This window comes from Vibrio sp. 10N.247.310.98, from assembly GCF_041467395.1.
Taxonomy (GTDB): Bacteria; Pseudomonadota; Gammaproteobacteria; order Enterobacterales; family Vibrionaceae; genus Vibrio; species Vibrio crassostreae_C.
Genome location: NZ_JBFSUL010000018.1, coordinates 23,033 through 45,229, shown reverse-complemented (window position 1 = coordinate 45,229; position 22,197 = coordinate 23,033). Strand labels below are relative to the sequence as shown.

General features: G+C 44.2%; 21 protein-coding genes and 1 pseudogene. 10 read left to right on the top strand and 12 right to left on the bottom strand.

Annotated elements, in window-relative coordinates; genetic code table 11:
* The first annotated feature begins 98 nt into the window (after positions 1-98).
* Entirely contained in the window at positions 99-1,175 is a 1,077-nt protein-coding gene (locus tag AB6E78_RS09560; protein ID WP_372133278.1) for a low specificity L-threonine aldolase, read from the top strand.
* Positions 1,176-1,277: 102 nt separating this feature from the next.
* Here AB6E78_RS09560 and AB6E78_RS09555 read toward each other — a convergent pair whose 3' ends face one another.
* Positions 1,278-1,403: a hypothetical protein gene (locus tag AB6E78_RS09555; RefSeq protein ID WP_017060906.1), complete on the bottom strand. Its 126-nt coding sequence runs from the start codon at positions 1,401-1,403 to the stop codon at positions 1,278-1,280.
* Between the two features lie 247 nt (positions 1,404-1,650).
* On the opposite strand from AB6E78_RS09555, the gene AB6E78_RS09550 reads away from it, so the two are divergent.
* A complete protein-coding gene (locus AB6E78_RS09550) occupies positions 1,651-2,085 on the top strand; it encodes a YccF domain-containing protein (protein WP_004730224.1) in 435 nt (144 codons plus the stop codon).
* A 370-nt stretch (positions 2,086-2,455) separates the two neighbouring features.
* Here the strand turns inward: AB6E78_RS09550 and AB6E78_RS09545 are convergent.
* From AB6E78_RS09545 to AB6E78_RS09535, 3 genes and pseudogenes are all read right to left on the bottom strand, one after another.
* Positions 2,456-3,379 (bottom strand): annotated as a pseudogene (locus AB6E78_RS09545) (hypothetical protein).
* 195 nt (positions 3,380-3,574) lie between these two features.
* On the bottom strand, positions 3,575-4,723 hold the full coding sequence (yiaY, locus tag AB6E78_RS09540) for an L-threonine dehydrogenase (protein ID WP_017069430.1): 1,149 nt from the start codon (positions 4,721-4,723) through the stop codon (positions 3,575-3,577).
* 260 nt (positions 4,724-4,983) lie between these two features.
* Positions 4,984-5,136, bottom strand: coding sequence for a hypothetical protein (locus tag AB6E78_RS09535; protein WP_017060903.1), 153 nt, complete (start codon positions 5,134-5,136; stop codon positions 4,984-4,986).
* 213 nt (positions 5,137-5,349) lie between these two features.
* Here AB6E78_RS09535 and yjjG point away from each other — a divergent pair, with 213 nt between their 5' ends.
* Both yjjG and yddG read left to right on the top strand, forming a co-directional pair.
* The gene (gene yjjG, locus AB6E78_RS09530) at positions 5,350-6,024 is read left to right on the top strand and encodes a pyrimidine 5'-nucleotidase (protein ID WP_372133248.1); all 675 of its coding nucleotides are present in this window, start codon (positions 5,350-5,352) and stop codon (positions 6,022-6,024) included.
* Between the two features lie 159 nt (positions 6,025-6,183).
* Complete coding sequence (gene yddG / locus AB6E78_RS09525; RefSeq protein ID WP_017060901.1) at positions 6,184-7,116, top strand: aromatic amino acid DMT transporter YddG; 933 nt, start codon at positions 6,184-6,186, stop codon at positions 7,114-7,116.
* A gap of 50 nt (positions 7,117-7,166) precedes the next feature.
* Here the strand turns inward: yddG and AB6E78_RS09520 are convergent, their stop codons facing one another.
* Positions 7,167-8,063: a cation diffusion facilitator family transporter gene (locus tag AB6E78_RS09520; RefSeq protein WP_102428335.1), complete on the bottom strand. Its 897-nt coding sequence runs from the start codon at positions 8,061-8,063 to the stop codon at positions 7,167-7,169.
* A gap of 287 nt (positions 8,064-8,350) precedes the next feature.
* Here AB6E78_RS09520 and AB6E78_RS09515 point away from each other — a divergent pair, with 287 nt between their 5' ends.
* A complete protein-coding gene (locus AB6E78_RS09515; RefSeq protein ID WP_081230662.1) occupies positions 8,351-8,701 on the top strand; it encodes a hypothetical protein in 351 nt (116 codons plus the stop codon).
* A 34-nt stretch (positions 8,702-8,735) separates the two neighbouring features.
* Here the strand turns inward: AB6E78_RS09515 and AB6E78_RS09510 are convergent, their stop codons facing one another.
* Positions 8,736-9,614, bottom strand: a complete 879-nt coding sequence (locus AB6E78_RS09510) for a LysR family transcriptional regulator (protein ID WP_016797108.1) — start codon at positions 9,612-9,614, stop codon at positions 8,736-8,738.
* Between the two features lie 161 nt (positions 9,615-9,775).
* Here AB6E78_RS09510 and AB6E78_RS09505 point away from each other — a divergent pair, with 161 nt between their 5' ends.
* From AB6E78_RS09505 to AB6E78_RS09495, 3 genes are all read left to right on the top strand, one after another.
* Positions 9,776-10,375: a class I SAM-dependent methyltransferase gene (locus AB6E78_RS09505; protein WP_372133281.1), complete on the top strand. Its 600-nt coding sequence runs from the start codon at positions 9,776-9,778 to the stop codon at positions 10,373-10,375.
* A gap of 330 nt (positions 10,376-10,705) precedes the next feature.
* The gene (locus AB6E78_RS09500; RefSeq protein ID WP_372133251.1) at positions 10,706-12,271 is read left to right on the top strand and encodes a YjjI family glycine radical enzyme; all 1,566 of its coding nucleotides are present in this window, start codon (positions 10,706-10,708) and stop codon (positions 12,269-12,271) included.
* Between the two features lie 56 nt (positions 12,272-12,327).
* A complete protein-coding gene (locus tag AB6E78_RS09495; RefSeq protein WP_372133254.1) occupies positions 12,328-13,242 on the top strand; it encodes a YjjW family glycine radical enzyme activase in 915 nt (304 codons plus the stop codon).
* Between the two features lie 75 nt (positions 13,243-13,317).
* Here AB6E78_RS09495 and AB6E78_RS09490 read toward each other — a convergent pair whose 3' ends face one another.
* The 5 genes from AB6E78_RS09490 to yccS all read right to left on the bottom strand — a co-directional run bounded on the left by AB6E78_RS09490 (position 13,318) and on the right by yccS (position 18,872).
* A complete protein-coding gene (locus tag AB6E78_RS09490; protein WP_017060895.1) occupies positions 13,318-14,229 on the bottom strand; it encodes a LysR family transcriptional regulator in 912 nt (303 codons plus the stop codon).
* Between the two features lie 75 nt (positions 14,230-14,304).
* Positions 14,305-15,567 (bottom strand): hydroxymethylglutaryl-CoA reductase, encoded by a 1,263-nt coding sequence (locus AB6E78_RS09485; RefSeq protein WP_029235254.1) that lies wholly within the window; start codon positions 15,565-15,567, stop codon positions 14,305-14,307.
* A 161-nt stretch (positions 15,568-15,728) separates the two neighbouring features.
* Positions 15,729-16,049, bottom strand: coding sequence for a hypothetical protein (locus tag AB6E78_RS09480; protein ID WP_017060893.1), 321 nt, complete (start codon positions 16,047-16,049; stop codon positions 15,729-15,731).
* A 121-nt stretch (positions 16,050-16,170) separates the two neighbouring features.
* Positions 16,171-16,356, bottom strand: coding sequence for a hypothetical protein (locus AB6E78_RS09475; RefSeq protein WP_029235859.1), 186 nt, complete (start codon positions 16,354-16,356; stop codon positions 16,171-16,173).
* 332 nt (positions 16,357-16,688) lie between these two features.
* Positions 16,689-18,872, bottom strand: coding sequence for a YccS family putative transporter (gene yccS, locus AB6E78_RS09470; RefSeq protein WP_372097306.1), 2,184 nt, complete (start codon positions 18,870-18,872; stop codon positions 16,689-16,691).
* Positions 18,873-19,049: 177 nt separating this feature from the next.
* Between yccS and helD the strand changes: the two genes are divergently transcribed.
* A complete protein-coding gene (gene helD, locus AB6E78_RS09465; RefSeq protein ID WP_017064779.1) occupies positions 19,050-21,125 on the top strand; it encodes a DNA helicase IV in 2,076 nt (691 codons plus the stop codon).
* An 87-nt stretch (positions 21,126-21,212) separates the two neighbouring features.
* Positions 21,213-21,563 (top strand): VOC family protein, encoded by a 351-nt coding sequence (locus AB6E78_RS09460; protein ID WP_017071128.1) that lies wholly within the window; start codon positions 21,213-21,215, stop codon positions 21,561-21,563.
* 120 nt (positions 21,564-21,683) lie between these two features.
* On the opposite strand, the gene AB6E78_RS09455 is transcribed toward AB6E78_RS09460, so the two are convergent.
* Positions 21,684-22,139 carry a methylglyoxal synthase gene (locus tag AB6E78_RS09455; protein ID WP_017060888.1) on the bottom strand — a complete coding sequence of 152 codons (456 nt, stop codon included), beginning with the start codon at positions 22,137-22,139 and terminating at the stop codon, positions 21,684-21,686.
* Positions 22,140-22,197 lie beyond the last annotated feature (58 nt).

The window sequence follows — 22,197 nt, the reverse complement described above, 5'->3', positions numbered from 1 at the left end:
ATAGTAAAAGCGAATATGGGCATTTTATGTCACCGTTGGTGGGTAACGTAAATAATCCAATAACCCTACATAGAACGATAATGAATAAAGGAAAAACTATGAGCATGGACTTGCGTCAACAATGTGATTTGTTGCTTTCCGGTCACCTAGAACCGACTCCAGCACAAACATTCGCTCAGATGGCTGAATGGTGTGAGACACACAATGTGAGCCATGATAGCTACGGCGATGGTGAGTTTATCGAGAGCTTCGAAAACAAAGTCGCGGAACTGCTAGGTTATGAAGCGGCTGTATTTGTGATTACTGGCACCATGAATCAACCAACAGCATTAGAAATTGCGTGCCAAGAGAAAAGAAACCCAGTAGTGGCGATGCATGAATCGAGTCATATTATGCGTCATGAACGCCAAGGGTATCAGCTCCAAAACCGATTCAACGTACTTCCCGTTGGCAACGTATTTCGCACTTGGAATGTTGATGACTTAAAGGCGTGGCCTGATGAGATTGCAGCCGCTCTATATGAATTACCCATGCGTGAAATCGGCGGCCAATTACCAGAATGGGATGAGCTTGAAGCGATCAAGCAGTACTGCAAAGAACAATCAATTCACCTTCATATGGATGGTGCGCGTTTGTGGGAATGCGGCGCCTATTACCAAAAGTCATACAGCGAGATTGCTCAGGGCTTCGATAGTGCTTATGTTTCGCTGTACAAAGGTCTCAATGGCCTTGGTGGTTCGCTATTGTTGGGCGATAAAGCCTTTGTAGCGAAAGCATCTGCGTGGATGAAGCGCCAAGGTGGCAATGTTTATCACCGAACGCCTTATGTGGTTTCAGCAGCAATGCAGTTTGATGAGCGATTAGAGTTGATGCCATCACTGTTTGAGCGAACAAAACAGATCTACCAAATCTTATTAGACTATCCTCAGTTCACTGTTAATCCGCAGCAACCGCAGGTCAACATGCTTCACCTATATTTACCTGTGAGCTATGAAGACGGCATTATTGTGAGAGATAACATAGCGAAGAAACACAAGATTTGGATAGGAAACCCAGCGATCAGTGAGTTGCCAAACCAATGTAAGATTGAATGGTATGTAGGGGATAACCTACTAAATTTTCCTGATCATGAGCTGATAGACATTCTAGATTTTATTAGCGAAGAGCTGATTTGATTAGCGAAGAGCTGGCTGAAGAAGAACTGATCTAATTGGAACTGAAATGGATACAGGAAAGGGTTCTTATATCCATTTATATAGCTAGGATGTCCGGCTCTGTTACATATACTGGTTGATGTACACATCAACTAAGAACATGAACACTGGAACAGTGCTGAGAAGTCCGAAGAAGACGATTGGCACCCAGTTTTTCATTTTCTTTTTAGGTTGCTCAGTGTTATTCATAAATTCGGCCTTAAATTCGTTGTTGAGTCTGTTTAGCTTTTTGGTACTAAAAATCTAAGTGTATGGTATCAAATAAATGGGTTTAGCCCTATGTAGATTTAGAGAACCGTGGTGTATATCAATCACATAAAATGTAAGTGATTCATAAACGGTTCATAAAGGTTCAACAATAATGAACCTATTACAACAATCATTGCCTTACTCGGCATATTAAATAAATAGCATTCAAAGATTTGGAGAATACAGAATGAAAACAATAGGAAACATCATTTGGTTTCTGTTCGGTGGCGTATTTATGGGACTAGCTTGGTGGTTCTTCGGACTGCTCGCATTCCTAACCATCGTTGGTATTCCATGGGGTAGAGCATGTTTTGTTATGGGTAACTTCTCATTCTTCCCATTTGGTCAGGAAGCGATTTCGCGTGATGAGCTAACCAATGAAATGGACATCGGCACGAGCCCGCTAGGTGTGATTGGTAACGTTATTTGGTTCTTATTTGCGGGGATCTGGTTGGCGATTGGTCACATCATGTCAGCAGTAGCGTGTTTCATTACTATTATAGGTATTCCGTTTGCGATTCAGCACCTTAAGCTCGCGGTTATCTCATTGGCGCCAATCGGTAAAACCGTTGTCGACAAGCGTGAAGCAGAAGCGGCACGAGTAAGAAACTACAAGGGTTAAGACTACAGTTTAAGCCTTATATAGAACTGAAAAAGCACATCACATGATGTGCTTTTTTGTGCCTCGTTTTCTATCTAACGATGCCCCAATCTCACAAACACTCACTAGGGCGTGTTGATCTTTCGAGCTGATTTTTGCAGCGAGTTGCTGGGTATTTATACAAGGCAGAGACTTCGATGTGTAGCTAGCCTACATGAGAAGCCGATAACGTAGTAGGAATGACCAGCAAACGCTGCCCGAAGGGTTCGGCTAAAAGCGTTTTACTCTTTGTTGAGGGGGATTTGCTTAGAATGACTAGGCTACTTCCCCCTCGCCGCGATTAAAACGCTTTTATTTCGAACAAAATTTAACCGCGAAAGGTCAACACGCCCTAGACATTGTTGAACAAGACTTCAAGCCTAAGGGTGATGTTGGCTTCTTCCGTGTGTTTCTCGTAAGGCTCTCGTTCCCACTAGTAGCGCGGGGTGACCTCGTAAAACAGCCATTCCTTCCATACATTTTCTCTATACGTTACCGACACTTGCGAATATTCGTTGTGGTTATACGGTTCGCTGGTCGCGGTTATCGTGGCGCTGTATTGCAGAGCTTGGTCTTGAGAAAGGTAATGGTACAAGGTAATGCCCGTACCATACTCCCAGCCTTTGAGGTCATCGTTATAGCCAGCAAAGTTAGACCAACGCGCTAAGAAATCGTCACTCAAAGAGAGGTCAAAATCGATATCAGTGATCTCTCCCGTCTCTTTCTTCTCTTGATACACACGTTGGGTTAGCCGGAATACTGCATCTGTGGTGAGCGGGTAGGTAAAACGATAGCGAGCCTCTATTCTTGGGCGTAATGTCGCTTTGATATTGAAACTACTGTAACCCTTGGCATAGGCGTCATAACGAAGGCCAAGTGCATTTTCTAACTCTTCAGAATCTTGTGGGAAGAAGTCTAAGAATTCTTCATCGCCAACAGACTCGTAGATTAGCTTAAGCCTTTTGCTGACAAAGGGTAAATGCAGGCGTGCGTTGAGCTTGGTGGAATAATCCACGTCACCGCCCTCAGAATAGATGAAATCATTATACCAACGTACAGAGGTTCCGGCTCTGGCGTCCTCGGTAATACGGTCATCCACAAAGAAGTTATCGAACCATATTGCGGGCTGACAAAACTTGCTGTTTAGGTAGTGGTAAGCTTTTTCGACGCGCGTGTCTTCTAACGGTTGGCTGTGACACTCATCCTGTTCCTCCGCGAAGGCAGAGTGGGAAACGAGCGATGCTAATAATGAGGAGTTAACTATCCAACGACTCAATGGAACGTGTTTGTCATTCTATGTATCAATAGTTTGACTATAACTAAGCAGTTATGACAATGCGACTTTTAAAGAGATTTATCTTAATCAGTGGCTATTCAAAACAGAGACTTGAATAACATATGGCAGGTAAAGAAAACGGGCTCAGTAGGTGAGCCCGTTTGTCGATAAGTTTATAAGTGACTTAATGGCTGATTACATTGCCGCTTCGAAAATCGCAGAGATTTCTTCGTGGGTCGCTTGTTTAGGATTAGTAAAACCACATGCGTCTTTCAGTGCGTTGTCAGACAGAGTAGGGATATCTTCTAGCTTCGCACCAAGTTGCGCGATACCTGTTGGGATGTTCACGTCATTTGCTAGTTGAACAATTGCTTCGATCGCAGCTTCTGCACCTTGCTCTGGTGACATACCTTCAACGTTAACGCCCATTGCTTTTGCAACATCACGTAGACGCTCAGGACAAACTTGCGCGTTGTAGCGTTGAACGTGTGGTAGCAAGATAGCATTACACACACCGTGTGGAAGATCGTAGAAGCCGCCTAGCTGATGCGCCATCGCATGAACATAACCTAGTGACGCGTTGTTGAACGCCATACCCGCCATGAACTGTGCGTAAGCCATTTGTTCACGTGCTTCAATGTCTTCGCCGTGCGCTACTGCCGTTCTTAGGTGAGCTTGTACAAGTTCAATGGCTTTAATCGCTACAGCGTCTGTAATTGGTGTCGCTGCGATAGAAACGTAAGCTTCGATTGCGTGTGTTAGCGCATCCATACCTGTTGCAGCAGTCAGTGATGCAGGCTTAGCAAGCATTAGTTCAGGATCGTTTACTGAAATAAGCGGTGTTGTGTGCTTATCAACGATAGCCATCTTAATGTGGCGCTCTTCATCAGTGATGATGCAGAAACGTGTCATTTCTGAAGCGGTGCCCGCAGTCGTGTTGATAGCGATAAGAGGCATCATCGGTTTTTCAGATTGATCGACACCTTCGTAATCTGCAATCTTGCCGCCGTTAGAAGCAACCAAAGCGATACCTTTTGCGCAGTCGTGTGGAGAACCGCCACCTAGAGAAACAACAAAATCACAATCGTTGTCAGTCAGCAATTCTAGACCATCGTTCACGTTAGTGATGGTTGGGTTTGGTTGAGTGCCGTCGAATACAACTGCGTCTACGCCACGCTGGCTAAGAAGGTCTTGTACCTGCTTAACTACGCCAATTTGATTCAGGATCTTATCAGTAACGATCAGACCTTTTTTAAAGCCTTGAGACTGAATGCTATCAGCAGCATCCTTCAGACAGCCAGTACCCATGAAGTTGATTGTAGGGATGTAAAATGCAGTAGACATTGGAAAACTCCGTTAATTATGATTTTTAATTTCCTACATGTTGTCGGCATTCAAGTGGTCGACCATTGATCTGGAACAACTTTGAATTCGAACTACCACTTTGTGGCTAGTCGTTGTGATAGGGCTCATATAGCAATCGTTTTCATGTTTTTTGGTTGTGCTCTTTGTCAGTAGTGGTTAGCGATAAATTGGCTCCACCAAGAGCAGAATGGTGCTCTATAACAATGAAAAATAAGGTTTTTCATTGAAAACTCTTCTAGTTAGGCTGGTGTCGACGTTTTATCTGAGTCATCGCTGCATTCAATTTCAGGTTCTTGTGACTCTTCAGAATCAAGCGTGTCTTCTGACTCCTCGTCATAGTATTTGACAAGAAAAGGGGTAAGCATGACAGACGATGGTAAAAAGTGCTTCATAGTACCTCCCGGTACCTAAGTGTATTTATTGTATGGTATTGGTTTAATATGTGGCAAAATTTGCGATACATCATGACTTGTGGCTTGTTTTCTATAAATTATTAGAACTATATTCAGGCTCACAAAATTGGTAGTAGAATGAACATCTGGTCTTTGAGCCAATGAACAACTAAAGATAAACGCAGCTCAACAGCGTGATTAATAGGAAATAAAATGAAGTACGACTGGATATTCTTTGATGCAGATGAAACCTTGTTCCATTTTGATGCTTATCACGGAATGAAGCTGATGTTTTCTCGTTTTGGTGTGGACTTCAACGAACAGGATTATTCCTTTTATCAAGAAGTTAACCTACCACTATGGGTAGACTATCAAGATGGTCGCATTACGGCTGATCAACTGAAACACACGCGCTTCGAAAGCTGGGCTGAGAAATTAGAGACAACAACCGCTGCTTTAAACAGTGCATTCTTAACAGCGATGGCGGATATCTGCTCTTTATTACCGGGTGCACAAGAGTTGATGGAGTCTTTAAAAGGCAAAGTGAACATGGGCATCATCACTAACGGTTTTACAGAGCTGCAGTCAATTCGTTTAGAGCGTACAGGAATGACGGATTACTTTGAGCACGTGATAATTTCTGAAGAGGTTGGGGTAGCCAAACCGGATGCACAAATTTTTGAATATGCCCATAAGCTGATCGGGTTACCAGCAAAACAACGAGTATTGATGGTCGGAGATAACCCACATTCCGATATTCTAGGCGGATTAGATTTTGGTATTGAAACCTGTTGGTTAAATAGTCAAGAAAAGGCAACGCCAGCCGGAATTAACCCTCATTATCAGGTTAAGTCTCTGGCTGACCTGCAAGCTCTGTTATTGGCATAATTGCTTTTAGATTTTTGAGTGAATGATTGATAGCCGAGTACAGTTATGTGCTCGGCTACTTATTTTTACTTACTGTAAGTTATCGATAGTGGCGTTTAAGCCTACCTTTGCTTTAAGCTCGCTTTGATTACCCCATTACAATAAAAATAAGGAAGAGGTGTGCTAAAATCTCATCGCCATAGCTGCTACGGCATTGCTGCCATTTTACTTTGGAGCTGCTTAATCGCGCTGTCTCGTAGCGTATCAGAACAACTGGGCCCAATTGGTGGCGCCGCCAGTCTTTATACAGTGAGCTCACTGTTGTTGGTCTGTGTTATGGGGTTACCTAAGCTGTCGCGGTTTTCTAAGTCATACCTGTTGATTGGTGGTGCTCTGTTCGTTTGTTATGAGATCTTCTTAGCTCTGGCTTTAGGGATGGCAAACAACCGACATCAAGCCTTGGAAATGGCCGTTATCAACTACTTATGGCCTGCATTGACGGTGTTGTTCGCGGTATTGCTCAGCGATAAAAAGATTAACTGGTTGGTTTACCCAAGTATTTTCTTAGCCTTCTTTGGTGTGGCTTGGAGTATCAGTGGCGATCAGGGGCTTTCTGTTGATCAAATCGCTGCCAATATTGCCACCAACCCTAAAACCTATTCAATGGCGTTTTTCGGCGCGATTATTTGGGCGGTCTACTGTAATTACACTCAGAAAGTGGCGAAAGGACAGAATGCGATCGTGCTGTTCTTTATCGCGACTGCAATCACCTTGTGGATCAAATACGCATTGAGTAACGAAACCGGCATGGTGATGACAACCAGTGCTGCAATTGACTTAGTGTTAGCCGGTGTGTGTATGGGCGCAGGTTACGCACTTTGGAATACCGCGATACTTGGCGGCAATATGGTCTTCCTAGCGACCATGTCTTATTTCACGCCTATTTTTGCGACCTTACTGTCTTCTATGATTTTGGGTTTGTCACTGAGCATGACGTTTTGGCAAGGCGTTTGTATGGTGACGATTGGCTCTTTAGCTTGCTGGTGGGTAACCAGAGACAAAAAGCCGACGGTTACGGCGTCGGCTTCTAAAAAGGTTCAATCAGAGTCTTAGTTAACCAGAGGTTGATGGGTTAATTCTTGTTTTTTTTTAACTCTCGATTCTTAACTCGCGATATTGAGATTCAATTGGAGCTCATAAGGCATCTTCGATAAGCGTCGCTTAAGTTGGCGGCGCGTACGTTCAATATCATCAACCGCAATTGCATCTTGGTCATTGGTATGAATATCAACGTTGATTCTTAGCTCAGGACCAACCTTAGTCACGCCCATTAGCTCTAAATCTTGATCCGCTTCTTTGTCTACCGCGACAACGTTCTTATCTACCGCATCACAAATATCTTTGTTTGCCGACATCATAAGCAGTTCGCGCATCGCCTCACGTAACATGTCGAAAGGCACTTTGATGAAGTAGAAAGACATTAGCAACATCATCATTGGGTCGGCATACACTGCGTATTCTGCAAGCGGAGAAAAAGTAATTAACCAAGCCGCTACGAAACCCGCGGTTACCGCTACACTCAGTAGCGTATCCATTTGCCACTGTTTAGACTCAGCCTGAATCAGACCTGAAGAAATACGTTTACTCTTATTCGCGATGTACCACCAAGCGTAACCACAACCCAGTACGTTGAAAATACCAAACAGAGTTGCGATAGAAGCATCAACTTCACGGCCACCCGTCATTAGGGCACCAATCGCAGAGTAAAGTGAATAACCAACCACAAGAAGAATCACAACGGCTTTAATCGCAATCACAATCGGCTCGATGATAGCTCGACCAAACGGGAACTCAGTGTCCGAAGGGCGATTGATGTATTTCGAGGCAGCTAGTGACAATAAAGTTAACAGTAAGCTGATAAGAGAATAGACACCGTCAAATACTATGACCAGAGAGCCAACGAGAAGACCCAACACCAATCCGCCAATTGCGAAGCCTGATGCTAAAAGGGCTGAGAACAATAGTACTCGATTTTCGTTTTGGCTTTTCCTGTCACACATAATATTTTCCAGATGTTTTTGATAACTTCATTGTTCTAATAATGAGCTAACTTTACAAACTTTATCTGATGACGTTTATATGTATTATTTAAGTGAAATATATAAATGCTTTTAATTCAGTTTCTTAAGTTAAATTTAAGGTGTCAATAAAGTTGACGTTGAGTGTTTTTTGGGATGGTGTGCAACTGAAATAGGATCGTTTATGATTAATAAAACACATCAGTCGCTGGGGTCTTATTGGTCTTCTAGATTTGACTGAGACTGCAATGAACAAGGAGAGAATCAATATGAAGTTTGACGATATCAGTGATAACGAGTTGTGGGCGATTGCTACCCCGATCATGGATAATCTGATGGATGGTTCAACTAAGGTTGATCATGAGCAGCACTGTAGAGACTTTACTCAAAGAATGAAAGACATTGTTACGCCAGAATATTTAAAAAAGGTATGTCACCATTATCAGCACAGTAATGGCTTTTTTGCTGAGCGTGAGCCAGTTGCGCTGTTTAGACGTTCAGATTCCATCGCCTTTGTGTGGAAACAAGCTTACACCATCGCTAAAGGTGAGTTTGTCGCCGAAATGGTATTGGTTGAAGAAGACGGACGCTACTTAGTGGATCACGTGATGGTTTTCTAGAGCAAGACTTAAGTATGGAGTAAAAGTCGTCCGTCTAGAAATCAAACAAATAATCACTAAGCTGGTCGGCCAACCAATTCATTCCTGGGTGCTCTGCCATGCCAGCTGCGGTAAACATACAGTAGTCTTCTTGTGTTAAACCGTAGGTGTGTTTGATCACGGCAAGCTCTTGTTCACGCAGTAAATGGCGAATCAATGGCTCAGGCATTACGCCCCATGCTTCTTCACGTAGAATCGTATCCAACATAAAGTCGAAGCTAGAGAAGCCAATGTAACGACGCGAGAAGGGCTCAAGCTCAGGATTATCCTTTTCATTAAGATAAACCATGGTTGCTTGCATCGAATTCCTTAGTACCTCATCAGACACTCGTCGCATCGCACTCAAATCATGCCCTTTCTTACATACAGACATCATTCGAATCTTACCAAGCGGGTTGTAGATAATTCTTGGGTCATCGACGCGTTCGTAATCGACACCAAATGCGAAGTCGACTTGCTGAGTTTCAACTAGGTTAGCTAAGTCACCGCTCGACGCGAGAACGAAGTTGAATGAGGTAGAAGGGTACTTGTTATTTAAGGCGTGGGATAAGTCCTGCCACATTTCATCGGGTAGGGAGTCATCTCGTGCTATCCAAATTTCTGCGTTGAATTCGCCCGAAACATGCAAGCAGGTTTGTTTAATACGCGCGGCTGTCACCAACATGCCTTCGCAATCTTTGTAAATCGCTTTACCCGCTTCTGAAAGCTCAACGTGGTTTCCGCTGCGGACGAACAGCTCGACATCTAACTCTTTTTCCAAGGCTTTAATCGACATGCTGAGTTTGGTTCGGTTGCATTCTAACTGGCGTGCAGCTTCAGAAACTGATCCTAAATCAGCAACGGAACAAAAGGCTTGGACTTGAGAAAGGTTCATTTCATTTCCATATTGAGCGGGGGTTGGTGCATATTATCTGAATATTGTGCTGACTATCTTAGAAATAGTCCATCTTTGCATGATAACTCTATGACGAATTGACTAATTTGGTTTACTCTGGGGAAGTTCCGAACCTACAAGAAGTAAAGATGGAGGCCATGATGGCGAAACAATGGGACGAATACGCCGTTGATTGGGATAAAGATCCCGCAACTGCAGTATTCGCACAATCCGTATTTGACCAGTTAACACAGCTCGTTGATTTAAACGGAACCCGTGTCCTTGATTTTGGTTGTGGTACAGGACTACTCAGCCAGAAAATATCTCCTTTAGCAAAAGAGATCATCGCACTTGATATCTCTGAAGGGATGATTGAAGAGTTAGATAAGAAAGAGTTACCTAACGTTGAACCGGTAGTTGATATTTTATCGCGCGGACTTGCAGCGCAGCATCCAGCATTCAGAAACCAGTTTGACCTAGTGGTAGCCTCTTCGGTGTGTGGTTTTATCCCGAACCTACAAGACGCAGTCAGTCTGATTTACACGCTGCTTGAAAACGACGGTACGTTTGTACACTGGGATTGGTACTTGGAAAGCGACAGTGAAGACTACGGTGTAAGCCAACAGCGCTCAGAAAATGTATTGAGTGCAGCGGGCTTTGCAGTAGTTGAAGTCTCTACACCGTTCTCGATTGACACTCCACAAGGAGAGTTAAAGGTATTAATGGGTGTTGGACGTAAACAAGCGCTTCCAGATCTGTAATCGTGTGTATGCCTTGAGCTAGCATTCAGAATGCTCATTTAAACTACTAAACCCACATTAACGACTCTAACGTCAGTTATGTGGGTTTTCTCTTTTTGGCGCTATCGTTTTAAACAGAACGAATTAGCGCTTTCTCATTTCTTCACTACTAACTCTGGTTTCTCTATTTCTCTATTTCTCTGTTTCTCATCTCGCTCATAGAAAACTCAACACCGCTAATTTACAAATTATTTATTTCCATTTTGGAAATGTAGTCTTGCATACATTTCATTAGTGGAAATATAACGGTGAGATATAAAATAAGCCCATAACAACACTAAGGGTTTAATCATGAGCCACCAATCTGCGTCATCTACTTCTTCACCACTTTCAGAGCAACAACAACGCTTTAGCAATATCATTTCAGATGCCAACCTGTCACCAAAACAGAAGTCGAGCTATCTTGCCTTAGAAGCTGAAGCCAGCTTACCGTATATGCCGGTAAGCAAAGAAGTAGAGCAAGCCTTACAACAAGGTGTGCTGTGTGACATGTTTGAAGGGCACGCCCCATTTAAGCCGCGCTATGTACTTCCAGATTATTCTAAATACTTACATCAAGGCTCAGAGTATTTAGAGCTTAGCGCGGCAACCAACTTCGATGAAGCATTGAACATGCTTACCATCCTTTACCACCATGTTCCGTCTGTCACTTCAATTCCGGTTTACCTAGGTCAGTTGGATGATGTGTTGATGCCTTTCGTGGGCGACTTAACAGAAGAGCAGGTATACCAAAAGATTAAGCTGTTCTGGATCATGTTGGATCGCACACTGCCAGACGCCTTTATGCATGTGAATATCGGCCCGACAGACAACATTATCTGCCGTACGATTTTACGTGTAGACGCTGAATTGAAGCAGATCGCGCCAAACTTAACCTTTATGTACGACCCAGCCGTGACACCTGATGATCTACTTCGTCATGCGGCGAGCAACATCTGTGAATGCAGTAAACCACATATTGCAAACTATCCAGCGCATGCCGAGGCTTACGGCGATAAGCGTTTTGGTATTGTGAGCTGCTACAACTCTCTGCCGTTAGCGGGTGGTTCAAACACCTTGGTGCGTATGAACCTTAAGCAAGTGGCGTTGAAGTCTGAGGACAGTGCTGATTTCTTACAACAAGTATTGCCGAACTACAGTGGCATCATGGTTGAGTTGATGAACGTTCGAAGCCGCTTCTTGCATGAAGAGTCTAACTTCTTCGAAGGCTTCTTAACCAAAGAAGGTTTGATCGAAGAGGATCGCTTTGCGCCAATGTTTGGTATTTACGGCATGGCGGAAGCAGTCAACATCTTGTTGGAGAAAGAAGGTCAAGCAGGGCGTTATGGTCACGATGAACTGGCGAATCAGCTTGGTCATCGTATCTCTGAAAAGCTGGCTGAGATCGTTGAACGCTCTGACGTGAAGTATGGGTTAGAAGGTAAAGCTCTGCTGCATGCTCAAGGCGGTATTAGCCTAGATGAAGATGTGACCCCGGGTGTCCGTATTCCTTATGGAACCGAACCGGATCCAGTCTCTTATGTTCGTGCAACTGCGGGTCACCATAAGTTCTACACGTCGGGCATCAGTGACATTCTGACCATCGACGAAACAGTGAAATCTAACCCTGAAGCGATGTTCAATTTGTGTAAAGGTGCGATTCAAGCGGGTTACCGTGAGTTTACGGCTAACGTGGCATCAAACGATTTGGTTCGCGTGACGGGTTACATGATTAAGCTGTCTGACATTGCCAAATATGACGAGCAAGGCTCACGCACCAATACCACCTTTTTAGGTGCCGAAGCTGCGAAGAACACGGGCATATTAGAGCGTAAACCACGCGTGGCGAGTTTAGAGATGTCGCCGACATACGAATAGCTTTAACGTGCGTGCGTTATGTGTATGGTGCGTTTCGAATACGAACAATGTGAATTATGAAAATTTCTGATCTAACAACTCAAATGGCTAGGGTTAAAAATAATAAGACAGAAAAACAAGCGAAGGTCAGCCGTGTGCTGACCTTTTCTTGTGTTGACGGCCCGGGAAACCGCCTAGTGCTGTTTCTACAAGGGTGCAATTTCGATTGTATAACCTGCCATAACCCACACACTATTAATCACTGTAACCATTGCGGAGACTGCATAAGTGGGTGTCCAAGCGGCGCATTAAGCTCTGTAGATGGTAAGGTGAAGTGGGATCCGGTCGCGTGTACCAACTGCGATCAGTGCGTCGATATTTGTGATCATAAGTCGAGCCCCAAAATCACCACGATGACGGTATCCGAGGTACTTGAACTGGTTAGGCATAATCAGTTCTTCCTGAGTGGTATCACCGTTTCAGGTGGTGAGGCGACCATGCAATTGCCGTTTATCATCGAGCTACTTCAAGCGATTAAAAGCGATCCGCAATTGGCACACTTAACGTGTTTTATTGACAGTAACGGCTCGTTGCCTCAACAAGGGTGGGAGCGAGTATTACCTTACCTTGATGGCGCGATGATTGACCTAAAATCATGGCAATTGGAAACACATCAATGGTTAGTGGGTAGAGGTAATCATAGGGTGTTTGAAACCATTAACTACTTAGCAGATAAAGGAAAACTGCACGAAGTTAGGTTGCTACATATCCCAAATAAAAGCGATCTTGAGGACGAAATTGAACAAGTGGGGCGTTACTTGAAGACTCTACCAAGTGATATTCGAATTCGGCTGAATGCGTTTCAGCATCATGGTGTCATTGGCGACGCGTTAGATTGGCCGAAATGCACCGAAAAACAGATGCAGAGCTTTCACGATAAGCTCTACACCATAGTTCAAAGACCGATGCAAACTCCTGAGGTTTATACCTAGTCTTTAGATTTCTTAGGCGGTCAATCAGGCTTCTAAGAACGTTAACTTTCTAAAGATATTAAGTCTCTAAAAATATTAAGCTTCTAAAAACAGGTCACACAACCATTTGATCGCTTGATCATTCATGTTGGGTTTATTCCACACCAAGCTGTACGCCACCTTACCGTAATCAAAAGGCAAGGGCTTGCTCACTAAGCCCTGAGCTTGTTTAGCATGCTCAGCCCACTGTTTAGAGCAAGTGAACAGGAAAGGTGTGTGGTGACACAACACAGCCGCAGCGCCGAAGTCCGCGACCGATATTGCCATCTCTCTTGGTTGGTGGCATTGAACCAAGTTTTGTTCAAAGTAAGGCTGAGACAGTTCGTTATCTAAAATCCCAATGTGCTTGTAATCTAAGTAGCCTTCTACCGTCAGTTCTTGCTGAGCGAGAGGGTGGTGTGCGCCCATCAAACAAACCATTTCATCTGGAAGAATTGTTTCCCAAACCAGCTCTTTGTTATCGGTCGGCGGCTGAGATATATCATGAGGCAACAAGATCAAATTGACCTTGCCACTGAGTAAAGCATCGAAGCCGAGCTGTTGTTTCGAATAGATGTTGAGCTTCGCGTTTGGCGCCAGTTCAGTAGTGATTTTACTTATCTTAGAGGCAAATACTTCGAAGGTACTTTCACGCATCGAAAGTGAAAAACTGCCTTGGTACTCTTGAGGGGTAAAACTCTTTTGATGAAGCAGTCCATTCATGCTTGAAAGAATTGCGTGAACAGTGGGCGCTATCTTCAGAGCAAAGGGAGTCGGGATAAGCTTGGTACCATCTCGATAGAAAAGCTCATCATTCAGGATGTCACGCAACTGAGACAGGGTTTTGCTTACACTCGAAGGGCTGACACAGAGTTGCTCTGAGGTCTGAGTGACGCTGTGGGTGTTCAGCATAATATGAAGCGCAGTGAGGTGCTTAAGGCTCACCCTAGATAAGTGTAAGTAATCCATTTATGACTCACGCATTCAGATTGGCTTGTGATTTTGCATGAACGACAAAATCGAACAAGCCAAATTGGATAAAGGTTATTTACGAGCTAGCTTATGGTGCGCTCGTGAAAAGTGGCCTGCGCAAAATGCGCCCACAATCGATAGTTCACCCGCTAAACACAGTGCAGCACAAACTTCAGCTAGGGCTTGTGATTTACCGTTACCATGCAGCCCAAGTAAATCTAAACAGGCTTTTTGACTTGGCAAGCCAGTACCACCGCCGACAGTCCCCACCATTAGGTTAGGCAGTGTCACGCTAGCGTATAAACCGCCTTCTTTGTTGAGTTCCATACGCGTCATACCAATCGCTGACTCGGCGACACAGGCCGCGTCTTGGCCACAAGCGATGTAAAGTGCCGCCAGTGCATTCGCATAATGGGCGTTGATACCGATAGTGCCGCTCAAAGCGCCACCGACTGTGGTCATTTGGCCAAACTGGACCATCTTCTCTGGTGTCGTGTGTAGGTACTTCGCGACAAGCTCTGCAGGGATATTAACCTCAGCAGTTACCTTTTTGCCACGAACGCTGCGCAAGGTTTGGGTATTGGCTTTCTTATCGCCTGACAAGTTGCCATCAAGGAAAGCATGGTCAGGCTTAACTGGCGTATTTTCGATGATGTACTCAAACACGGCATTGGTTGCGATGGTCACCATATTCTGACCAGAAGCGTCTCCGGTTAGAAATTCGAACACCAAGTAAACATGGTTACCTTCGATGTTGATATTAATGTCGGTCAGCTTGCCGTGTGATGTTGTTGATTCTGCCAAGATCTTGAACTGGTCATACTGAGTCACAGCCCAAGCCACAAACTGTCCGGCTTCAACTAATCCTTGAAATGCAAAGCCAGGAGTACGTGTTACGCCTTCATTGAGCAACATAGCACTTGCGCCACCACAAGCCGTAATCAGCTTAGAACCACGGTTATAAGACGCGACAAGCGCAGCTTCTGTGGTCGCGAGTGGTACGAGGTAATCGCCCGTAGCAAATAGGCCATTGACTCTTAAAGGGCCAGATATTCCCACAGGGACTTTAACGGTGCCAATAAAGTGCTCAATGTTTTTCTCATAAGCTTGGAACTGACTTTGTGTATGAGGGTCGAGCAGTTCTTGCTGTGAATCTGCATTATCGAGCGCTGTCCAGCGACGTGTGAGATTCTTTTCTGTCAGGTAGGGGCTAGGTGTCAGCTTATTTACTGGCTTTTCAAAATGAGGCTGAAGCTTTTTTTCTAATTCGTCTGCGGAGATGTCGCCTCCTAAAATAGAAACATAGTCACGGCGATGCAGATTTAGTTTTGGCATAAATAGTATGAAGTAAAGTTTGTGCAGCAAATTGGTTTGCGCTGATTCTACCGAGTAATAAACCAGAAACAAGCGCCTGATATAATGAGTTACAGTTTGTGTGGTTGTTGAAGCAAAAAGCAGCGAAGTTTCGCGAAATATAGGCTGTATTTGAGCGAAATTTAGATATGAATGTCGAGAAGGCTACCGATGGCTTCGTTTTGACGATCAACCACACTTGCACCAACGCGGTTATAACTTGCGCTTTGTGTCAGTTTAATCAAGGAATCGGTTGAAGATGAAGCAGGTTCAGGTTCTTTGTCTTTAAAGGAAATGGCTTGTTCAGGCTCTATTTGATTAAAGCTGAGATCGCTAGCTTCGAAAGTGTCGTCGGATTCTAGAGCGTGTTTGGAGGCTTGGTTGAGCTCGATTGCGGCTTCTTCAGCCATGTTGGTGGATTGCTGAATAATGGCGTAACCAGATTGAATACCAGATATCGACATATCAGAACCTTTTATTGACGTATGAAATGAGTCTAGGCGGACGATATTTTGAGCGCAATGGTGAACAGATGAAATTTACGGTGAAAATGTGAACTTAAGCTAAAATAGTGATGTCTGTCTATTAACTGAACAGGTCATTTAGCGCGTTTAATTCTTCATCAGTAAGCAAAGAAGGCTTCTCTGTTTCAAGGTTGCCGTCGATCTCACCCTGAAGTGCTTTTAATTGTTGTGGGCTAAGAAGCTGTATTTGCTGCTTAAATGCTTCAAATTGCTGTGTATTCATAGTGTGACCTTTGTTCAAATCAATATGCTCTTTAGAGCATAGTCTGCTGATTCAGGAAATCAAACAAGATTAAGTGAATTTTAAATGATGTTTGAAGTTTCTTGAAACTAAGACAACTATAAATTCCTGTGGTCGTTTTTTGTCCGAGAAATGTTAGGAAAAGTTAAGGCTTGGTCAATCAAAGTCAGAAAATTCCTACAATGTAAAAACGCCTTCAACCCTTGTGGCACAAGGGTAGGTAAGTAATTTCTCTACCCAATTAGGGGTATGGGTAAAGCAATGTATAAATATTTGTGATGATCAAAAGATAAGCAATTGGCGTTATCTTTTTGTTTTTACGGTATTTTGTTTGTTGCTCAAGAAGCTTCTGTTTCAAACGACTTGTCGATCTTAACCTTAACTGCAAACTTGGTCGCTAAGGTATGCAGTTCTGGAAGCATTCGATAGATCAAATGGAGCTGTTGTAGAACCATTTTGACAGAATTCTCATCTTCTTCTCGCCATTCACTCAAACGTTTATCCAGCTCCGGGTCATAAGCGTTTTTCACTTCACAATGCTCTTTATGAGAATAGAGTTGATCATTTAGAGCGTCGAGATGCTGGTGGATTACTCTGTGCGCATCTAGCACCAGTTTGTGTGTCGCTTCATCATCAATACGCGTTCTGTGAGCACCCAGAGCCGAGATATAGCTAAGTAGAGCATGATTGAGTGTTAAGAATCGGAAGCTCTCATCTTCAGAGGTGCGGTACTTACCCGGTTCAACCAACATGCTACTGATCGCGGCAGTCAGGTTTGCATCATTATTATGCGCACTACGTCGAGCGATACGATAGTTTAGGCTATCTTTCTTACCGACACGGTATTGGCCGATGATCTGAGCGAGATAGTTCTTATTGGAATCGAGCGCATTCGCCATCACTTTGTGCAGTCGCTTCGACTGCCAATCAGGTAACACATAAATGACAGCAAGCACGGCGAGAGCACAACCAATAAAGGTATCCGCTAACCTTGGCAATACTACCGCGTAGCCTTCACCTAATTGGTTAAAGCAGAAGAGCACAAGCAGTGTGATAAAGCCGGTCGCAAACCCGTAGTTATTGATTCGAAACGCAAAGAACATCACGCCACTGATCACAATGAACACTAATTGGCTCTCTTGCGACGGGAAGAAAGTCAGTAACGGTACTCCGATCAATAAGCCTGCGACCGTGCCAATGACACGCGCCGTCAGTTTTTGACGGGTTGCACTGTAGTTTGGCTGACACACAAACAGTGTCGTCAGTAGAATCCAATAACCTCGTTCGATATCAAAACCCTGGATAATCCCGTAGCCCAGCGTCAAAGTGATCGCCATGCGAATCGCGTGGCGGAATAGCATAGAATCGGTGTGCAAGTTAGCTTTGATCTTGTGCCACATTGCCGTCAAAGTATGAGGGTTGGTATCGTTCAATACACCTTCTTCAATCTTCTCTGCATCTGGGTTGCTGATATTCGAGAGCTGTTTTTCAACGGTTGCTAGGTTATTGAATAAGTAATCCAACTGGTTCAGCAGTGATTTCCATTTAGGATTATTCTGTTGGTGCAGATGATTGAGCGAAGACATCAGCTCATCGAGTGCCAATACAGACTTGTCACCATGCTGGTATTCAGCGCCAACTTTCAACGAGCTCGCCACTTCTTTACACGCAGTGGCCTGCGCTTCCAGTAGATACTTAAATCGAAACAACACGTCAGAGCGTTCAAAGTGTTTTGCTAGCTCTTGATAACGATAATGGCTTGAGCTTACGCGTTCATGAATATCTTGTGCGATAAAGTAGGTGTTAAGAAATCGGTCACTAGGGCCGTCAATGTGTCCGCGCTTAGAGCGGTTGAGTAGCGTCGCCTTACACATGTTGAGTGCGTTAACGGTACTCGCGTTGAGTTTGGCTTCAATGATTCGGTGTGGCTGGGGAATCAAGTCAGAAACGGGGTAGAAGAGTTCCGCTTTTGAATCGATGTAGTTACCGATTTGATCGAATACCGTGGCTAAGTTTTGCTGCACGGGTTGCATTGGCCACACTATCTGCCAAATCATCGACATGAAGTAGTACCAAGCGGCGCCAGTTAACAGTAGAAGCGGTTGAAACCAAAGGTTGGTGCTCTCGTGTGCACCAAGCATGGTATAGATGGCAACCAAGAGAGAACCAAACGCGATACTCGCGTATTTAGGGCCAATTGCCCCGAGAATGATAAAAAAGAAGGTTGAAACAAAAAGCCCTATCGCGAACAGCCAAGGCGTATCGAAGAGAAGCTCAATAGAGAAAGCCGCAACGGCGAAACAGATAAAGGTCAGCGTGAGTGCTTTCAAGCGCCCGGTAAAGCTGTCATCACTTTCCGCAAGAGCCGCAGCAATAACGCCTAAGATCAAAGGCGTGATCAGTGTGTTTTGTCCATAATACCAAGCAGGCACCACCACGCCGAGCAGAGTGATGAGAATTAATACGCTGTAATTTATGGTTTTATTCGCCCAATAGAGGCGTAATTTGGCTGAAAAGTCCACAGTCGCTCACTTGACACACTAAAAACCATAATCCTAACAGAAATCAAGCACAAGAATTTGATACTTATCCATAATTGCCCGTAGGTGGTCATGAAAGCGTCGATAAGATATGAGATATTATTAATTCTCATTGCATCATGATATAAATTCAATATTCCCAATTAAGAGCACACTCCAATGCAGCTAAGCGCTAACAAGACTGCACAGTTTTTTATTCAAAATGAATATCATCAGGTTGAACTTGATGGTCCACGCTTGCTGTTATCTTCAGTAGGCAGTGAAGAGCGTATCCCATTTACTATTTGGAGTGGCAAGATCGCGATAAAGCGCGGATTGTTCTGGGGATCGCTACAATTTTTTGCTAATCAACAAGATGGAACACAGCGCAGTTGGTTAGTACAAGGCTTACCTTGGGATCAATGCCGTCAATTTGCACGCGCGTCAGTTAGTGCTTATCAGAAGTGGCACGACACTCAATGTGAACAATTGGCTGAACACGTACCTCAGTGGGAAGCTGAATTAACACGTCTTGAGCAATTACCAGCCTTTCTACCGCATTCTAAGGTCAACACTTGGGTTGATATGGTCAACTCAGGCTTAGAGAGTATGACAATGACGCTAGAAGAGGCCGCACAACGCATGCCAAACCGCATCGCAAGAATGCAGCCATGGTTATCTGAAACGGAAATCAAGCAAGCTGAAAGAAACCAGCAATGGCTAGAGACCGAGCGAAAAAACTGGGAAGTGTTGTTTGCGCAATGTGAGTCGTCACCACTGAACTTATCGCAGCAATATGCGGTGTTGATGAATGATGATCACAACCTTATTTTAGCGGGTGCAGGCTCGGGTAAAACCAGTGTTCTAACGGCTCGGGTCGCGTATTTACTGCAAAGCCATCAAGCTCAAGCTGAAGAGTTGCTATTGCTCGCTTTTGGTCGTGAAGCGGCAGAAGAGATGAAGCAACGTCTCGACAGCAAAATTGGTTTATCAGCAGAGAAGGTGCAAGTCAGCACTTTCCACCAGTTGGGTTTAAAGATACTGAATCAAGTTGAACCCGAACGTGTGGTTATTTCTCCTTTAGCGCTCGATGACAACCAACGCCAAGCATGGTGCATTGATTGGTTGAAGAAGCACTGGATGACACCGACCAACTTTAAACGTTGGCAAAAGCATTTGTCTAAATGGCCAATCGCTTATTTAACCGGTGACGATGAGCTTGGTAGCCACGTTTCAAACCTCAAATTGATCGGTTGGCTTGAAAAGCAGCTAGAACAGTTGAATGCGTCGGGTTTAACCAAAAAAGAAGTACAGCAACAGCTGATTGATCACCGAGACTATACGCGCCTCAACAGCGAGCTTTCACTGTGTTGGCCATGTGTAACCGCGTGGCAAAAGGAGCTGAAAGAACAGAATCATATCGACTTCTCAATCATGATCAGCCGAGCGACTCAGTATGTCGAGAAGGGCAAGTTTATCTCACCTTGGAAGTTCATCATGATCGATGAATACCAAGATATCTCACCTGATCGTCTTGCCTTGGTTGAAGCACTGTGTAATCAGTCTAAAGCCGAGCATCAAGCCTCTATTTTTGCAGTAGGCGATGACTGGCAGTCGATTTACCAGTTTGCAGGTGCGGATGTGGATTTGACCACGGGCTTTAAGGATCGTTTTGAAAGCTCGACCATTCATCACCTAGATACGACTTACCGCTTTAACAATCAGTTAGGTGCGGTGGCTAATCGCTTTGTACAAGAAAACCCAATTCAGATTCCGAAAGAACTGAACAGCTTCAAGCAACAGAAGCAGAAGGCGGTGTACAGTGCGCCAAGTAAAGAAGTTGAGAAGATTCTTGATCAACTGAACCGTCAATCCAAAGGCAAAACCAATAAATCGGTGCTGCTACTTGGACGTAATCATTACCACAAGCCAGAGTTGTTGGAAGACTGGAAGAAGATCTTCACTTCCATTGATATCAAGTTCATGACTTGCCACGGCAGTAAAGGTAAAGAGGCGGACTTTGTCATTATTCTTTGTGTTGACGAAGGACAGTTCCCGACCAAGAAGAAACAGCTGCATATTGATGGCGCATTGACTGAATCATCAGACGCGTTCCCTTATGCTGAAGAGCGTCGTTTATTCTATGTAGCAATGACGCGGGCAAAAGAGAAAGTATGGATCACGCACAGTGGCGACGGCTCTGGCTTTGTGCAGGAGCTGCATGGTTCTGATTACCCAGTTGTTCGTAAAAAGTGATGTTACTTGACTTGATTGTCTAAGATTAGATCTTCAATCCCTGCCCTAATATCACAAGGCAGACGCATAAAGCATAAGGAATTTGCTATGGAACACGGCTCTATTAACTACATTGAATTTGCTGCGAAAGACATCGCCGCAACTAAGGCATTTTTCAGTCAAGTGTTTGGTTGGAGCTTTGAAGACTATGGCCCTGAGTATTCTGCGTTTGAAGGCAAAGGCTTAATGGGCGGCTTCTATTTGGCGGATCTGGCGTCGAATACGGATAATGGCGCGGCGCTGATGGTTTTTTATAGCCAAGATCTTGAGCAAACCGAGCGCGATGTAATTGATGCTGGTGGTCAGATAAACCGTGAGATCTTTAGCTTTCCCGGCGGCAGACGTTTCCATTTCAGAGAGCCAAGTGGCAACGAGATGGCAGTGTGGAGCGATAAATAGAGAGACTCTCGCACTGTTTTATGATTGAACTGTTTAATGTCTGAAAACGAGACATAAAAAAGCCTGCGATAAAATGCAGGCTTTTTAGTCTGTTCAGTAGAGAGCACATTTAACGTGCGATTACGTGCGCTCAGCTAGGTACGCTTCGTAGTCTGGGATCTCGATGATTACTTCTTCTTCAAGCAGTGAAGAGTTAAACAAGAAATTAGCGGTAGCGCGGTTAGTGGCCACAGGAATGTTCCAAACACTTGCGATACGAAGCAGTGCTTTTACGTCTGGGTCATGTGGTACAGCATTAAGTGGATCCCAGAAGAAAATCAGCATATCGATCTTGCCTTCAGAGATAAGCGCGCCAAGTTGTTGGTCACCGCCCATAGGGCCGCTGATCATGCTCTTGATTGCTAAGTCTGTCTCTTTACTTAGTAAAGAACCAGTCGTGCCCGTTGCGTAAAGGAAGTGCTTTTGTAGTTTTTCTTTGTTCTCTTTGACCCATCTTAGTAGCTCAGGTTTGAAGTGGTCATGAGCGACCAAAGCGATATGCTTGTGTGTTGGCATAGTGCGCGTTGTTTTTTGCATGAATGTTCCCTAAATTGTTGTTTCGTTTTTATTGTTTTGAGTTCTTCAGCCAATATAA

Excerpts from the sequence above, each read along its gene's own strand:
- AB6E78_RS09560 (WP_372133278.1), top strand. The coding sequence starts at position 99 with ATGAGCATGGACTTGCGTCAACAATGTGATTTGTTGCTTTCCGGTCAC.
- AB6E78_RS09555 (WP_017060906.1), bottom strand. The coding sequence starts at position 1,403 with ATGAATAACACTGAGCAACCTAAAAAGAAAATGAAAAACTGGGTGCCA.
- AB6E78_RS09550 (WP_004730224.1), top strand. The coding sequence starts at position 1,651 with ATGAAAACAATAGGAAACATCATTTGGTTTCTGTTCGGTGGCGTATTT.
- yiaY (WP_017069430.1), bottom strand. The coding sequence starts at position 4,723 with ATGTCTACTGCATTTTACATCCCTACAATCAACTTCATGGGTACTGGC.
- AB6E78_RS09535 (WP_017060903.1), bottom strand. The coding sequence starts at position 5,136 with ATGAAGCACTTTTTACCATCGTCTGTCATGCTTACCCCTTTTCTTGTC.
- yjjG (WP_372133248.1), top strand. The coding sequence starts at position 5,350 with ATGAAGTACGACTGGATATTCTTTGATGCAGATGAAACCTTGTTCCAT.
- AB6E78_RS09520 (WP_102428335.1), bottom strand. The coding sequence starts at position 8,063 with ATGTGTGACAGGAAAAGCCAAAACGAAAATCGAGTACTATTGTTCTCA.
- AB6E78_RS09515 (WP_081230662.1), top strand. The coding sequence starts at position 8,351 with ATGAAGTTTGACGATATCAGTGATAACGAGTTGTGGGCGATTGCTACC.
- AB6E78_RS09510 (WP_016797108.1), bottom strand. The coding sequence starts at position 9,614 with ATGAACCTTTCTCAAGTCCAAGCCTTTTGTTCCGTTGCTGATTTAGGA.
- AB6E78_RS09505 (WP_372133281.1), top strand. The coding sequence starts at position 9,776 with ATGGCGAAACAATGGGACGAATACGCCGTTGATTGGGATAAAGATCCC.
- AB6E78_RS09500 (WP_372133251.1), top strand. The coding sequence starts at position 10,706 with ATGAGCCACCAATCTGCGTCATCTACTTCTTCACCACTTTCAGAGCAA.
- AB6E78_RS09495 (WP_372133254.1), top strand. The coding sequence starts at position 12,328 with ATGAAAATTTCTGATCTAACAACTCAAATGGCTAGGGTTAAAAATAAT.
- AB6E78_RS09490 (WP_017060895.1), bottom strand. The coding sequence starts at position 14,229 with ATGGATTACTTACACTTATCTAGGGTGAGCCTTAAGCACCTCACTGCG.
- AB6E78_RS09485 (WP_029235254.1), bottom strand. The coding sequence starts at position 15,567 with ATGCCAAAACTAAATCTGCATCGCCGTGACTATGTTTCTATTTTAGGA.
- AB6E78_RS09480 (WP_017060893.1), bottom strand. The coding sequence starts at position 16,049 with ATGTCGATATCTGGTATTCAATCTGGTTACGCCATTATTCAGCAATCC.
- helD (WP_017064779.1), top strand. The coding sequence starts at position 19,050 with ATGCAGCTAAGCGCTAACAAGACTGCACAGTTTTTTATTCAAAATGAA.
- AB6E78_RS09460 (WP_017071128.1), top strand. The coding sequence starts at position 21,213 with ATGGAACACGGCTCTATTAACTACATTGAATTTGCTGCGAAAGACATC.
- AB6E78_RS09455 (WP_017060888.1), bottom strand. The coding sequence starts at position 22,139 with ATGCAAAAAACAACGCGCACTATGCCAACACACAAGCATATCGCTTTG.